The 14,617-nt window shown below is 59.7% G+C and carries 10 protein-coding genes and 2 pseudogenes; 3 read left to right on the forward strand and 9 right to left on the reverse strand.

The genetic code is table 11. From position 1 onward, the window contains the following. Window positions 1–3: 3 nt before the first annotated feature. Window positions 4–831 carry an alpha/beta fold hydrolase gene (locus ABVK50_RS02665; protein ID WP_353642918.1) on the reverse strand — a complete coding sequence of 276 codons (828 nt, stop codon included), beginning with the start codon at window positions 829–831 and terminating at the stop codon, window positions 4–6. Between the two features lie 254 nt (window positions 832–1,085). Here ABVK50_RS02665 and ABVK50_RS02670 point away from each other — a divergent pair, with 254 nt between their 5' ends. Further along, a complete protein-coding gene (locus tag ABVK50_RS02670) occupies window positions 1,086–2,438 on the forward strand; it encodes a sigma 54-interacting transcriptional regulator (RefSeq protein ID WP_353642917.1) in 1,353 nt (450 codons plus the stop codon). A gap of 222 nt (window positions 2,439–2,660) precedes the next feature. Here the strand turns inward: ABVK50_RS02670 and ABVK50_RS02675 are convergent, their stop codons facing one another. After that, window positions 2,661–3,221 (reverse strand): helix-turn-helix domain-containing protein, encoded by a 561-nt coding sequence (locus ABVK50_RS02675; protein ID WP_353642916.1) that lies wholly within the window; start codon window positions 3,219–3,221, stop codon window positions 2,661–2,663. A gap of 75 nt (window positions 3,222–3,296) precedes the next feature. Here ABVK50_RS02675 and ABVK50_RS02680 point away from each other — a divergent pair. Beyond that, window positions 3,297–3,722: pseudogene (locus ABVK50_RS02680) on the forward strand (phenylalanine--tRNA ligase beta subunit-related protein); the annotation flags it as partial. Window positions 3,723–3,774: 52 nt separating this feature from the next. Here the strand turns inward: ABVK50_RS02680 and ABVK50_RS02685 are convergent. The 4 genes and pseudogenes from ABVK50_RS02685 to ABVK50_RS02700 form a co-directional block, all read right to left on the reverse strand. Next, a pseudogene (locus ABVK50_RS02685) lies at window positions 3,775–3,954 on the reverse strand (IS110 family transposase); the annotation flags it as partial. 463 nt (window positions 3,955–4,417) lie between these two features. Next, window positions 4,418–6,067 carry an IS1634 family transposase gene (locus tag ABVK50_RS02690; RefSeq protein ID WP_353642915.1) on the reverse strand — a complete coding sequence of 550 codons (1,650 nt, stop codon included), beginning with the start codon at window positions 6,065–6,067 and terminating at the stop codon, window positions 4,418–4,420. Between the two features lie 269 nt (window positions 6,068–6,336). Then, the gene (locus ABVK50_RS02695; protein WP_353646999.1) at window positions 6,337–8,367 is read right to left on the reverse strand and encodes a hypothetical protein; all 2,031 of its coding nucleotides are present in this window, start codon (window positions 8,365–8,367) and stop codon (window positions 6,337–6,339) included. Between the two features lie 400 nt (window positions 8,368–8,767). Next, entirely contained in the window at window positions 8,768–9,256 is a 489-nt protein-coding gene (locus tag ABVK50_RS02700; protein ID WP_353646075.1) for a hypothetical protein, read from the reverse strand. Between the two features lie 415 nt (window positions 9,257–9,671). On the opposite strand from ABVK50_RS02700, the gene ABVK50_RS02705 reads away from it, so the two are divergent. After that, entirely contained in the window at window positions 9,672–11,519 is a 1,848-nt protein-coding gene (locus ABVK50_RS02705) for a potassium transporter Kup (protein ID WP_353646043.1), read from the forward strand. A 284-nt stretch (window positions 11,520–11,803) separates the two neighbouring features. Here ABVK50_RS02705 and ABVK50_RS02710 read toward each other — a convergent pair whose 3' ends face one another. From ABVK50_RS02710 to ABVK50_RS02720, 3 genes are all read right to left on the reverse strand, one after another. Beyond that, window positions 11,804–12,319, reverse strand: a complete 516-nt coding sequence (locus tag ABVK50_RS02710; protein WP_353642913.1) for a hypothetical protein — start codon at window positions 12,317–12,319, stop codon at window positions 11,804–11,806. A 448-nt stretch (window positions 12,320–12,767) separates the two neighbouring features. Continuing rightward, complete coding sequence (locus ABVK50_RS02715) at window positions 12,768–13,256, reverse strand: transposase (protein WP_353642912.1); 489 nt, start codon at window positions 13,254–13,256, stop codon at window positions 12,768–12,770. Between the two features lie 785 nt (window positions 13,257–14,041). Then, window positions 14,042–14,344 (reverse strand): DUF982 domain-containing protein, encoded by a 303-nt coding sequence (locus ABVK50_RS02720; RefSeq protein ID WP_353642911.1) that lies wholly within the window; start codon window positions 14,342–14,344, stop codon window positions 14,042–14,044. Between the last annotated feature and the right edge of the window lie 273 nt (window positions 14,345–14,617).

Here is a 14,617-nt window from a genome sequence, read left to right on the forward strand (position 1 = left end):
CCCTCAAACAGCTTGACGTGAAAGGCTTTCGCCTCCCACATGCGATAGACGGTCGTCGCAGGCATCAAGAAAGTCGGCAAGGACTCGATTGAATGCCCGTGGCTGCTCGAGCATGGGAAAGTGACCCGCATCGGAAATGACCTCAAGGCGGCTTCCCGGAATGCCCTCGGCGAGGCTGACGGATTCGCCTGGAGGGGTGATAATGTCTTCTTTTCCGACCACGACAAGCGTCGGCACAGAAATCTCACCAAGATGGTCGCGGCTGTCCGACGCGTTCAATGAGGCAATTGCTTCACGCGCCACGAATGCCGGTGTTTGCGCGACCTCTGTCTTGGCGAAATCGACGAGCTCGGAGTCTGCCGCACTTCCGAACGACCGTTCGATGACATTCTGGCTCGCCTGGACGATGCCAAGTTCATCGATCGCCTTGAGCACATTGTCGACGTTGACGTCTTCCCCAAGCCCATGGGGCGTGGCCCCGACGAGGACGAGCGCCCGCACACGCCGCGGATGAGCAAGGGTGAAACGTTGTGCCACCGTTCCTCCCATCGAAAGGCCGACCAGAATGGCCTCGTCGATATCGAGCGCCCGATAGACTTCCAGGACGTCGTCCGCGAAAGCTTCGACCGTGTAGTTGCGCCCTTCAGGTCTGGGCGAAACACCATGTCCCGGCAGGTTGATACGGATGACTTTGTGCCGGGTCGAGAAAGCGTCGACCTGCTCGCGCCAAAATTCCGAGGTGGTCGTAAATCCGTGTACGAATACGAGTGGCGAACCGGCGCCCGACACCCGGACGATCGTGTCGCGAATTTCAAGTGTTTCGATAAGCATCTTTCATGCTCCCCTTTGGGTTTTTTTTACATAGGAGATATCGCAAGGGGCGGGCCAGATCTGCGCATTCCAATAAATGCGTCACTTAACGCTTTGGAAATACACGACGATTTCGAAACTCGCTGCGCCTATCGGAATTTGCTTGCAGGCAGGTGCCTATGTACGATGTCTCTTTTTGTTGCGTGGCATGTATCACTAAAGAGACAGTATCTGTATGATCGCCTAACCTAGGCTCAACATGTCAGGCGAGTAAGATGACGCTTCCGGAATGGTTTGCAGGCTCCTCGGAAGAAGCCAACTTCCTACGTCTCGTTCTCGATCATGTGTCCGACTGCCTCGTTGCAGTCGACACGGAAGGGACGATTGTCCTGATCAATGAGCCCTACTGCCGCTTGCTCGGTGGTGAGGCCGATGATTTTCGGGGGCGACACATTACTGATGTTGTCGGGCCGCAGACCAAGCTGCACTTCGTTGCTCGAGGCATCGGCACCCATATCGGCTACCCGCTCGAGGTGCGAGGCCACAAATTGGTGACGAAGCAAGTGCCGGTGCAAAGGGATGGCAGGATTATTGGCGCCGTCGGCCTTGCCCTCTTCTCGGACTTTGACGCCTTGAAGAAGACCTATAGCCGCATATCGAAGGCGGAGCTTGCCATTCCGCCGAGCGAGAGGTCGTGGCAATCGAAGTTCGGAGTGGATGACATCATCGGAAAGGGCGCAACGATGGAAGCCTATCGGGACGCCCTCAATCTTGCGGCGGAATATGAATTGCCCGTGATGATTTCGGGCGAGACCGGTGCCGGTAAAGAGCTTGCGTCGCATGTGATCCACGCAATCTCGGACAGATGCACCGGCCCCTTCGTATGGGTCAACTGCGCTTCCATCCCGGGCGAGCTTATAGATGCCGAACTCTTCGGTTATGAAGGTGGTGCTTTTACGGGCGCACGGAGCCAGGGCAAGCCGGGCAAGTTCGAGCTTGCCGCGGGCGGCACGCTGTTCCTGGACGAGATCGGGGACATGCCGCTCGCACTGCAGGGCAGTTTGCTACGCGTTCTTCAGGCCGACGAGATCGTGCGCGTTGGGGGCACGAAGCCGGTCAACGTTGACGTCCGCATTATATGCGCCACCAACAAACCTCTTCTTGAGCTGGTTCAAGCCGGTCGCTTCCGTGAGGACCTCTACCACCGGCTGAATGTGCTGCCGATAAAAGTTCCTGCGTTGAGGGAAAGGGAAGATGTCTCCTATCTTGCTGAGCACGTCCTGACCCGCATCGCCAGCCGGCTTGGAAAGCCGGCGCCAAATCTGACGGCAGAAGATTACAAACTCCTGCTCGCTTACAGATGGCCGGGCAACGTTCGCGAGCTGGAAAACGCGCTAACGCGGATGATTGTGAATGGCAAGCTGTCCATCTCCTTGCAGGAAACTCCCTCGACAGCAGCTCACGTCAACACGGAGATTCCCCTCAAGAGTAGAGTACGGTTCGAGATGGATGCAGCACTTCGTACTGCTTTAGAACAGACCGGGGGGAACAAACGGCGTGCCGCCGAGATGCTCGGCATCAGCCGTGCGCAGCTTTACCGCCTGCTGAAGCACCAGAACTCGGAATAGCGGGGATTGCTGGGTACGAACGTGCTCGCACGCTGCGTCGCGGTGCCACTACCCAAACACTATCTCCCATTTTGGCTTTACCCGCTATCGGAAATCCAGAGCCCGCAGGAGATCTTCGATCACGTCCTCAGCATTCGCAAGTCCAACTGAGCATTGAATGACGTCGTCCAACAGCGTCACGAAGAGCCCGCTTCCCCCCATCGTTCGTGGAATCGCCAATCGCTACGGGTTGGTTCTCACCCGCGGCCGCTGCAGTTCCGCCACAGCCATCACGAAACGCAGTTCTTCATCCCCGCAGTTCATATAGGCATGCTTGTCCTCAGTACGGGCCAGAACCGATGAACCAGCTGCAACGACATGCTCGCTGTCGGCCAGTTTCAACGTGAGTACGCCTGACTCCACATTTAACAGCTCGAGTGTTCCCGGCGAATGCCCTGGCGATTCGAACATTTCTCCCGGAGAAAGAACCCTGCGCCAGAGCTCGATTTCATCAGGTGCGTGCGTTCCGACTAGAAGCGTCGCGCTGCCTCCCTTGCGGCCGCGCCAGAGCGTCGAGGCGTCTTCGGGTGGAACGATCCGCACCGGCACGCTCGCTGCCACCCCGACGAAATCCGCCACCGAAACACCCAAGGCGGTCGCTGCTCTGCAGTCGATTGCGATGCTGGGATTGGCTGTTCCCTTTTCGATCTCGACGAGCATGCCTTTGCTTACACCGGATTTTCGAGACAGTTCATCGAGCGTTAGCCCGCTTCGACGCCTGAAGGTCTTTAGATTTTGAGACACGGTCGCGCTGAGGCGTTCAACATCGCCGACCGCCTCGGTCGATATATATATTGACTTTCTTGTCCATGGGGACTCTTGGGAGAGGCTTGCGAGTTCACGCGCATGGGGAGAACCTGTCTGGGGATGTCCATCTTGCCAAGTTGGGCAGAGGCGTATAGCCGCTTCTGGGCAAAGCCGAACCGGACACCCTGCTCGGCTCGGGCTCTGAGAAGGCGGGTGGAAAAAGACGGCTGTCTTCCGTCGATCAATCCCCTCGTCGACCTCTACAATGCGGTGAGCCTGCGTTTTGCGGTGCCGGTTGGAGGCGAGAATTTCGATGCCTATGTCGGAAATCCACGGTTGTCGATCGCCGACGGAACGGAGGCCTTCGACACGGTTATGAACGGCGAGGCAATCATCGAACACCCCGCCAAGGGCGAGGTCATTTGGCGCGACGACGACGGGGTCACGTACCGCCGGTGGAACTGGCGGCAGGGTTCGCGTACGCGGTTGGAGGCGATCGGCGACATATCACCGCCGAAAGGGCGGATCTTACTTCATGCTTGGCTGGTGATCACGCGGTCGCCTCCTCCTTCGACCAGCGGAATTCGATGCCGTCGATCCAGATCCGATGCATGATCACAGCCAGTTTGCGGGCGGCGGCCACTCGGGCTTTCTTGCTGCCTATCCGGCGCGCCAGGCGCGCGCCCCACGCTTTCAGGGCAGACCATCTGGCGACCCGTGCCAACAGAGTGCCGATGAGCGGACAAAGCGTGCTGGATCATCCACCGCCGTGACGAAGCTGACGGCGGTCAAGCTAACGACGGCGCTACTCGCACCGCAACGCCATCCGCGCCGCAGCATCGCACCAATCACCGTCTCCAGAGTAATGTGCCCTGCTGTTGGTTTTGGGATGCACGCCTCAAACTTTCCACGATTGACCGCTCCGACCTCCGTAACCGCGCAGGATCCCAAGATGCTCAGTCAACGGACCAGTGCCTCGGGCTCGCTGGCGATCTTGACCTCGCGCACGATCCTTCCGGTCGTGTCCACCATGCCGACGCTGCTCTCTCCCAGCGAGGCATCGATTATCACGGAGTGTTCCATGGCCCAACTTAAACACCGCGAATTGGAAAGCGCTGGTGTTTCAATGTGTTGAGGGCGTGCGCAGGGTTGTTAGCACTACGAAGCGCTCGAGGGAGGGTTCCGAAGCCGGCTCAGGCAGCCTGTGCTTCGGCCACGTTCGGCGGCAAGGCGACGCCGGCCGCGCGGAAGACGTTGCCGATAGATCCAGTTGCCGGCGTGCGAACGGTGATCACCTTGCCGTCCTTCTCGATGACGCCGGTCTGTAGGCGGTCGAGTTCCCGCAGGACGTCGGCCCATTCGGGCTTGATGGCGGCCGCTTCGCAGCGCTTGTGCAATTCCTTGCGCAATACGAGGGCGATAAACGAACAGAACACATGGCCGCGGATGGCCTCGTCGGAGGAATGATAGATCGGCCGGGTGCGCATCAGCGCCTTTGCTGTGCGGAACAGCTCCTCCACCTGGAGGAGGTCGCGATATCGCAGGACGGCCTGCAGCGGCGTGATCCTGGCATTGGTGCGCAGCACGAAGATGCCGTCATACCTTGCCTCGTCAGCGATCTTGCCGGCATCGATCTCGAAAGCGCCGGGGCTCGTGCTGCGCAGATAGCGGCGGTAGGCCGAGTTGCCGACAAGCGCCTTGTCGCCCTTCTTCAGCTGGCGGTCGAGGCCCTCGACGATCGCGGCACGATCGGCACGGTCCTTGTCCGCCTCGGCTTCATTGCGGGCGACAATGTAGCGCCGTCTTTCGACGGTCACCTCCTTGACGAAGAGCTGCGTCTCGCCGGTGGCGCGTTCGATCAGCAAAGGCGTGAAGCGCTTGTCGTCCTCGAGCACGACACGGCGCACCAGGACGTCCGTCCTCTCGCGCACGCCGAGCACGTATTCCAGCCCGCGCTCCTCGAGCGCGGCCATCGTGGCAGCGGAAATCATGCCGCGGTCGGCGACGACGCAGACCCGGCCGATGCCGAAACGATGACGCAGCCGGTCGATGACCGGGATCAGCACGCTGACATCGGCGGTGTTGCCCGGCCACATCTCCGAGCAGACGGGTCGGCCCTCGCCGTCGATCACCACGCCGACGATCATCTGGTTGAGATCGGGCCGATGGTCCTTGGAATGGCCATGGGCGCCGAGCGTGGCGCCGCCGGCGCCTTCGAAGGAGAGCGAGGTGGTATCCATAAACACGACACTGAGGTCGGTGAAGAGATCCTTGCGCCTGGCGAACAGCGCCTCCTCGATCTCGTCCTTCACAGTGCGCGGCGAGAATGGCGTCGCATTGGCTTGGCGCGCCTCGGGCAGTTCCTCGCCGAGCCAGGCCATGGCCCGGTAGAAGTGATGCAAGGCAAGATCGTCGGCGCCGGGGATGTCGTAGTCGACGAGCCACTTCTCGCAGGCCCTGTCGGAGCCGGAGGCCATGATGCGGTGAAGCACGGCAGCAAACACGGCCCGTTCGACGGCAAACTCGAACTTCCGCTCCGTCAGCAGCCCTTCGATGACCGCCCGGCAACCGGTGTCCTCCCACAACCGGCCGAACAGCAGCGGTGCGCCAATGCGGCGGGTGTGCAGGCTTGTCGAACTTTGCTCGATGGCCTGCAAGACCATGGCCCGCTCAGCGTAGCGGCCAACTGAAGAGGCGAGCCGATCGAGATCACCCGAGGCCAGGACCGCCTCCTTGCGCCCGAGATTGCGGATGATCCGCTGCTTCATCCGCCCTTCCTCGCGCACGCTCTCGACGAGGTAGAGGTAGGTGTAGCCGCGGATGTTCTTCTCGCGCACGAACATGCAATCAGCATTACCAAAAACGGTGATTCGTCAAGCTCCGCGCTTCAAAGCAGGACATTATTTAGCATTACGCCTAAAAACCGCGCCTAGCTCCACCTCAACAAAAACAACGAGATAACGCAGAAAATGCGCCGGAATCTGCCGGCAACTGTTCAAGTCGGGCATGGCTGTTCCTCTCCTGATGCTTGGAGCCGATCGATCGGATTCTGTTTCAATACCATCATTCTGGGGACATCCACCTGACTATGCTCGCGAAGGCCGGCCCATATCTAGCGCCGGTTCAACAAGGATTTGCAGAACGCGGGGGTGAGCTTGCCGCGGTGGATCACGACGTTATCGTGACCGATTGCAGCCTGGGCGTTCTGCCACTGCCGATTGTGCCCGCGCTGTTCATTGGACTTGACGTGGCAAGCGGCGAAGGCTGAGTCATCTAGCATTGCCAACTGCCGGGCATGTACCGGCCGGTTCGTATGGATGTGCACCCACATCGGACTCGGCATTGCCCCATTGCGCAGCGCCTTGGGCTGCAGCCTGATCTCGAACAGCGACCCTGGCGTCCCCTTCAACGCGCGCGGTCGATCCGCAGGCGTCAACTCCTCGGCTGCCCGCAAGTGTTCAAGGTAGTTCTGCGAGGGAAAAGGGTAGGTCTTCATGCAATCGATGGAAATAGCGGCCTTTCCGCTGTCCAAAGACTTGGCCAGTCCCTGCGCCTCGGACAACATCAACTTGAGCCGGCCTGTTTTGTCGTGCGCTTCGCTCATTCGCGCAGGTGTGAGTAAGACGCGCTGACGAGGCTCCTCCAACGCAGCAAGACAGGCCTGCATTTCGGTGGCCTGCGCTTGCAAGCGCTTGACCACGGTGTCGAGAGCGTGTTCGGCGTCCTCCGGCTTCATCTGGCGCGCTCGCGAAATGATTCTTTGCTGACCAGCCAGATCGAACTGCAAAAGTTCGTCCAACCGCTCAAGTCGTGGCGTCAGGGCCTCGATGGACGGCGGGTCCTGCCAGATTGCCAAGTGTAAGCCCACCGCCGACGCACTCGCATGCGCCTCCTCCACGCTCACGAACATCTTCGTGCCCAGATCCGAGCGCACGAGAACCTTCGCTGCCGGCGCGGTGTCGCTGACCGCCGCAGCGGCTTGCGGTTCCGGCTGCCGCGCGGCCGAACTCCCAGCTCCAGCGGCCGGCTTGTGCTTGCCTTTCCCTTTCTTGCGCGCTGCGGCGCCGTCGATCATTGCGGCCTTGCTGGTAGGTTCGGTCGATATCGTAGCGCCAGCGTCGGCCGGCAGTGCAACAGGCTTTGGCTGCAGTTCCAGGAGGCGCATGACTTCGTGCGCAGTGATCCACGCGCCGTCCACGATCTGCCTCAAGGGCCCCAATGGGAGGTCGGCACCTATTTGGTGATCATTTAATTCGGCAACCACGGGGTGCAACGCCGACGCAAATTCCGAAAGCCGCTCCATGACTCCTTCCAGAACGGCGCAGTGCTCTGCGTCGAGTGGGCGCCCCTTGTTCTTCATCACAGCGTCGGCCGTCGAGACGAATGCCGGAAAAACGTCCATGATAAAGGCTCCCAGCAGACCCACTTGCCCGTTGTGACCGATGAGGATTTCCCTGACGGGTGCTTCAGACGTCCTCACCTGCGGGTCAATCTTGACCTGCGCGAGAGCGATCCGCGATTGCAGCTGCATTACCTTTGAATTGACTACCCAGCCGGTGTGCAGCCGCAGCGCGGCCTCTTCTTCCTGCCTCATCTCGGCTGTTGAACTTGGTAAGTTGGTAGTCGCGGCGCAGACGGACCGCATCCATTCGTAGCGCTGTACTTTCTTGTCCCACAGCTCCATGCGAGCCACATGATACTTCGCCAAACTCGGAGCAGATCGGCTCAGCTGGTCGGGGGTGGCATTGGATTGGACCATCCGGTGAAGGACTTTGGCCACACGCTCCCTGTCCTGTTCCACCTTTTCGAAAATCTTTTGAGCCACCATGTTGCAATCCTCCGCCCGACTGAGCGCGTCGTCGCGGAGTTGACGCACCTGATCGTCGGACAGAATGCTACGCGCCACAGGCCGGGGCAGGCTCGCGTAGTAGTCCAGAATTTTTGCGCCCGCATTGACGACCCGATCGATCTGGTCTTGCGCGTCCTCCAACGACTTTATGTTTTGCAGGCCCTTTTTCTGGGAAATGTCGAGTTCCTCAGCCAGCTCGTGCATTCGTCGCTTTGCCTCGTTGATCTCTTCGCTTGACAAGCAAATGGGGACTGCCACACCCGAAGTTGACGGCTGGCTGGCGACCGTCGCCAAAGCTTCACCCTCCGACAGTGAGGAAACACTGCGCCGCCGCGGACTAGCTGCACGTGGCGCGGCGGCTGCACGTGGCGCAGCAACCGGGATTCTATGTGGGCGAACGGAGGGGCCGGAAGATCTGCCGCCAAGGTCTTCATGGGCACCGCGCGCAGCCGAGGGTGACCCTTTACCTTGAGGCTCAGAGCGCATCCGCTCCAGGACGGAACCGAACGATTGGCTGCCTTCCCCGGACGCAACACTTGATTGCGAGCGCGGACTGCTCGATCCGGCTCCAGCACCCCCAATGTGCGATGTTCCAGATCTGCCAATGCCCGTCATGTTTCATCTCCGATATAGGCGAGAATCCGCTGCTTATTGTTTGGGCTGCTCAGCCGTAGCGCATCAGGGCTTTGGCGTGTCAGTGCTTCGCCCAGATGACCCGTGGCATGACGTTAACCAGCGGCATGTCTTCGTTGATCGTCACGGCCAGCCCGGAAAGCTGGTGAGGCGCGGCAGGTCTAGATAGACCGCTTGGCTGACGATTAACTGTCGAAGAGCTTTTCCCTGATGCGACAAACGGAATCCGATTGCCGGGGAGTGCGTTTCCGGATGCCATGGGTGATGAGTTCCGTAACCGGCACCACGACGTATCCGCGGGGCTCGGGCGGCGGCTCAAGATGGTCTGCAGGTTCATCACCAATACGCACGCGGCGACCAAAAACAGCGTTGCTTGCATTGGGACGAGCGGCATGTCCTCCGGCACCGGTAAGGGTGATTTCGAAATTGTCCTCGGCCGACATGATCGCTCCCGGACGGACTCAAACACGCCCACGGGGAGATCTTGCATGTTGTGGATGTCGTAGATCTCATCGAACGGGAAGCACTCCATCAACCGTTCGTCGAGCATTGAGAGCGCTCCTCGTCGCCCATTCTTCCGCAGGCTGGAAGATGACGAACGCATGCGTCGGCGGTTCCGGAATCTGGCGGAGAGCTTCGGTCAGATGTACGATGTAGCCCTGCATCACAAGTCCCGGGATGTGCTCGTAACCGAGCGGTGAGGTATCGAGCCGGTGATCCAGTTCTCAAAGCCCAGCGCGCTGGCGCCCTCGTCTGGCTTCGACCGGCCTTAGACTTTGCGGATGGCGCACGACGCGAGGGCTCCGCCAAAGGCTGCGTCAACAAAGCCATTGCTATTGCGTTCCAGCAGGACTATCGGAGCCCGCCAGTTCGGCATGGAGTAATCGCCCTTGGCCAATGATGACGGTGGCAGACCCGCTGATCCGCTACACCCGGCAGCCCAGGAATCGCCTGGCCGGCCCAATATCAAAATCTTGGTGCTTGGTGCGCTCGGCGTCGTGTACGGGGACATCGGCACCAGCCCGATTTATGCCCTTCGCGAAGCCTTGCGTGCATCGACGGGCGGAAATCAGGCAGGACGGGAGGAGGTTCTTGGCATCCTGTCGCTGATCGTCTGGGCGCTGACGATTATCGTCACCATCAAATATATCTTTTTCGTGCTTCGAGCCGACAACAGGGGGGAAGGCGGCACGCTGTCGCTGATGGCGCTTGCGCGACGTGGACTTCCCAAGCGCTCATCGACCGTGATCCTCTGGGTCGGAATGTGTGGCGCGGCGCTGTTTCTCGGCGACGCTGTCATCACACCGGCAATTTCGGTGCTCTCAGCCGTCGAGGGGCTTGAAATGGTAACGCCGGCCTTCGGCCCCTACGTCGTGCCGATCACGCTGATTATTCTGGCCGTGCTGTTTGCGGTACAGCGTTTTGGAACCGGCAGCGTTGCATCGGTATTCGGACCGGTCACCGCGTTGTGGTTTCTCGCGATCGGGCTTTCCGGACTGATGCACATCGCGGACGATCCGAGCGTTCTAGCGGCAATCAACCCGCTCTATATCGTATATTTTCTCAGCCATTCGCCTGGCACTGCTTTCGTGACCATTGGCGCGGTATTTCTTGCGGTGACAGGGGCTGAAGCGCTCTACGCTGATCTCGGTCATTTTGGCCGCAGGCCAATTGTGCTGGCCTGGTTAGTGATCGTATTTCCGTGCCTGCTGCTCAGCTATTTCGGGCAAGGCGCATTTGTTCTTTCCCGAGGCGGGACGATCGGACATCCATTCTTCGAGATGAATCACGGTTGGACGTTGGCGCCGATAGTGGCGCTGGCTACGGCAGCAACCGTGATTGCCAGCCAGGCGGTGATTTCCGGCGCTTATTCACTGGTGCGACAAGCCGTCCAGCTCAACATGCTTCCGCGCTTTGAAATCCAGCATACATCCGAAATGCAATCGGGGCAGATCTACCTGCCGCGCGTCAATCTGCTGCTCGCGTTGTCGGTGATGCTGCTGGTTGTCGGCTTCGGTGAGTCCAGCGCCCTCGCATCAGCCTACGGTATATCGGTCACCGGCAACATGGTTGTGACGACAATCCTGCTTTATGTCGCGATGAGGCGAATCTGGAGGTGGACGCTTCTGCCGGCGCTTGGGCTGACAGTCTTTTTCGGGGTCGTCGATGTCGGCTTCTTCCTGGCGAATATCGTGAAGGTGTGGCAGGGCGGCTGGGTGTCGATCCTTATTGCTGGTGCAGTTCTTGTCGTCATGATGACCTGGGTGCGCGGAACCCGCCTCCTCTTCGAGAAGTCCCGCAAGAGCGAAATCCCGCTCGATTTTCTCGCTGAGCAGATGACGGCCAACCCACCGCACCTTGTGCCCGGCACCGCCGTTTTCCTGACCAGCGATCGGATGAGCGCGCCGGCCGCGCTGATGCACAGCTTGAAGCATTACAAGGTGCTGCATGAGCAAAACGTTATTCTGTCAGCGGTGACGGCGCAGGACCCGACCGTTCCGGATAGTGAGCGGATCAAGATAACGCCGATCAACGATCTCTTTATGCGTGTGACGATGAGGTTCGGCTACATGGAGCAGCCGAACATCCCGAAGGCGATGGCGATCTGCCGTAAGCAGGGCTGGAAATTCGATATCATGTCGACCTCCTTCTTCTTGTCCCGGCGCTCGATCAAGGCCTCGGCCAATTCCGGTATGCCGCTCTGGCAAGATCGGCTGTTCATTGGGCTTGCCAGCACGGCTGCCGACGCAACGGAGTATTTCCAGATTCCAACCGGACGGGTCGTTGAGGTTGGTACCCAAGTTACCGTCTGAACTGCCGCTCCAGTGCACCACCTGCTGGAAGGCGGAGCAGGGCCAAAACGTCCGGAGGGGGATAGCTACCGTTTGGGACGCATGCCTGGAGGTTCGCAACGCGGCGAGCGGATCTGCGTACTGCATTGCGGCTGCACGCCCGCCGCGTGATCGCAGGGCACGTTATCATGATTACAATGGATTCCAATTCCTGCGGATCGTGCTCTGCATGACAATGTCCGGCACCCCCAAATCACAGCCGATTTAAGTCCCGGCCATCGGAACCGACAGCAGGGACTTGTGACCTATTTCGACCGGACCCACCAGAGCACCACGCCCTCGATTCCATCCCCGGCTGCCAGCCTCACGGCGACGTCGTCTGCCTCGTCTTCTGCCAGTCCACGGGTCTTCAACGCACTGCAGACAGCTTTGGGCCAGACACCGCTCGAGCGTTCGTGGTTTCGCGCGAGATTGAGGGTGAACGGCTGCCGTGGTTCGCCGCCTCTCCATTTGGCATGGATGCCTTGCGCTTCCATTTGGGTTTCAAACTCTTTCCGTGAAAACACCAACTCGATCTCGACGCCGACGGTATCGCCTGCCTGCACTCTTGCGGCGGCATCCACAGCGATATGGCAAGGCACTCCCCTTTGCCTGAGCGCCTGGGTCAACTCGGCGACAACGCGTCCATCGGCGATCCTGCCGTCCTTGTGACTGAGATCGTAATGCAAGCTAATGTCCTCTGTCCCTTTTGTCGCCGCGAGCCACGCGACAAAAAAGCCGCGAACTGCTCGCGCACGCGTTTCCAGTGATTCCTCGTTCATCGCAACTCGGCACGTTCGACGTCTCGCCGCCCTCAATCCCGTTCGCGGTCGCCTCTGCTTTGTCTTCAGGCCGCCCCCAGTGGTTCAGCGTTCCCCCGAACGGTCTTCGTGTACGGAGGCAGCGTGAGCGGCCGCGCACCGACTATGAAACGTTTTCGAGGTTTGCCGCCCCGTGCAGGTGACCCTGATTGCGAATTGCGCCATCTGAGCTTCCAGTCGGCCGCGCGGCAAACACGGGCTCACCTTGCAGACCAGGGCGGCCAATCGTTTTCTTCGGCGCTCTCGACACGGGTGCGATCGATCGCCGATGACTACTCAACGGCTTGGCGCGCCAAAATGACCGTCGGTAAAATTTGGGCGCTGTAAGTCCCCTGCATGAAGGACGACAGGTTTTAGCAGGCGTGATCTTTGCCTCGCGGAGTTGAAGCTGTCTCCACTCGGCGCGAGGCTACGAGAGAGTGGCACCGGCGAGCCCCAGCTTTTTCCTGAGGTCGGCGTTTTCTTTCCGGAGCCGGTCGGCGAGGAGCTTCTTCAAACGGGCGTTCTCTTCTTCAAGCTTCACCAGATCCTTGAGCTCATCGCTCTGTGTTGTCTGCCCGGCCGCCTTCTTCCACTGAGAGTAGGTCTGCCGCGATATTCCGGCTTTCTGAACAGCGGCTTTGATGGTCTGTCCCTGTCCGATCTGCTTTTCGATCTCCCCGAGCTTTTCGGCCCGCTCTTTCTCAGAGTAGATTTTCAGCGGTTTTCCGGCTGTAGGGGACGGGACCGCTTGGGATGAAGATGCCTGTGAAGCCGACTTGGGGGTTCTGGCTCGTACAGCACCTGCGCGCTGTGCGGGTCGCTTCCTCGTCTTCGGCGCCTTGGTATCAGGTGTCTGTTCCTGAACCGGCACCTCGGCTGTTGCCTGGTTTGCCTCGGTTCCCTTGAGGTTGGCCATGAGACGCTCCCTTCGATGTCAAACATCTATTCTCGCACGCAGCATCAAGAACTTCCGGACTTTGTCAACAGTGCCAAAAAAAACCGTGCGCCTCACTCGCTGTTCGACGCATGGATATACTATCCGGTGACTCCCCCACGACGCAGATCCGAGTCGCTTGTTCTTTTGCCTGCTTCGATATGGTGGGGCTCCTGAAAAGCCCCGCAATCCGACACGGAGTTAGGCAGGATGTGCACGACCTTAATCTCTGAGCTGCGAAACGGTCCGGGGTGTGCCCTTTCGGGATGCCTTTAATAGCAACGTCGTCGGTCGCCACTCCCGCGCACCTAACTACCTGCTATTCAGAAGGGCGATTGGCGTCTGCGTGGGCAGAGCGTCCCGACGAGCTCAAGCGTGGAAGGAGCAGCGCTCGGTGGACCGACAATGTTCAATATAACGCCAAGTTTAAGTGTTAAGATGCGCGGTGCTGAGACTAGGCGAGCCGCGCGCCCGGGCTGCGCAACCCGACCAACTCCGCCCGGCGAGCGCTCGCTGCCGGGAGCGCCGAAAACAGAACGTCTTGAGGCATTCTCGACAATATCCGCCGTCTTCTCGCCGGCCTCTTGCGCCTTCAGCATCTCGATGACGTTCCTGAAAACTGCGACGGTCGCATCGGTTCGTCTCGTGTTCGACGGACTCTAGTCTGGAGAAGGTTCAGGGTCTCAGGTCAGGGTCCCTGCCCAGCGACTGGACAGCCTGCACACGCGACACTCTTGGCGGCGGGAAAAGAGACGGAGCGGATGCGCCTACACCTGCACCTGCCCACCGCCCGAACGGGAAGCAGCGATCCACGGCATTACCGCCTCGGGGTCTTCCAGGATTCCGTGTCGCTTCGCAAAGCCGACAAAGGCATCGCGCCCCACGCCCATCGGCTTAACGCCATCATTTGCTTGGTAGCACGCGCGAAGGGCTGTTTCATGGATCAAACCGCGGCGGTCCTCCGGCCAGTCCTCCAGAAAGTCAATCGCGCCTGCGAGATCGACAATTTCCTGCACGAGGTGGGATCCATGCTTGACGAAGACAGGGCTGCTGAATGCCGTAACGTTCATTCGTTCCTCCAAATTGTCGAACGGTTCGGGTGTGTGAAGAGACCGCCGTTGGAACGGCGACCATTGCAGAATGTGTTGTCAGCCTGATGACGGTTCAAGATCGCACTGGCTGTCGAGATGATAGCTCCGCGCACCACACACTCGAGGCGCCGATACGGAGGTTTGCATCAGATCGCGAAGGGTACGGCAGCATGCGAGCAGAGCATAACCTGGGACATGAACGAAGAGGCCGCAAGGTCGGAACCTGCCCGTCGACGCGTGCTTGCTCGGATA

This window comes from Mesorhizobium sp. WSM2240, from assembly GCF_040438645.1.
In the GTDB taxonomy this organism is placed as follows: Bacteria; Pseudomonadota; Alphaproteobacteria; order Rhizobiales; family Rhizobiaceae; genus Allomesorhizobium.

Excerpts from the sequence above, each read along its gene's own strand:
- ABVK50_RS02690 (WP_353642915.1), bottom strand. The coding sequence starts at position 6,067 with ATGTTCGTGCGCGAGAAGAACATCCGCGGCTACACCTACCTCTACCTC.
- ABVK50_RS02700 (WP_353646075.1), bottom strand. The coding sequence starts at position 9,256 with ATGCTCGACGAACGGTTGATGGAGTGCTTCCCGTTCGATGAGATCTAC.
- ABVK50_RS02715 (WP_353642912.1), bottom strand. The coding sequence starts at position 13,256 with ATGGCCAACCTCAAGGGAACCGAGGCAAACCAGGCAACAGCCGAGGTG.
- ABVK50_RS02710 (WP_353642913.1), bottom strand. The coding sequence starts at position 12,319 with ATGAACGAGGAATCACTGGAAACGCGTGCGCGAGCAGTTCGCGGCTTT.
- ABVK50_RS02665 (WP_353642918.1), bottom strand. The coding sequence starts at position 831 with ATGCTTATCGAAACACTTGAAATTCGCGACACGATCGTCCGGGTGTCG.
- ABVK50_RS02670 (WP_353642917.1), top strand. The coding sequence starts at position 1,086 with ATGACGCTTCCGGAATGGTTTGCAGGCTCCTCGGAAGAAGCCAACTTC.
- ABVK50_RS02720 (WP_353642911.1), bottom strand. The coding sequence starts at position 14,344 with ATGAACGTTACGGCATTCAGCAGCCCTGTCTTCGTCAAGCATGGATCC.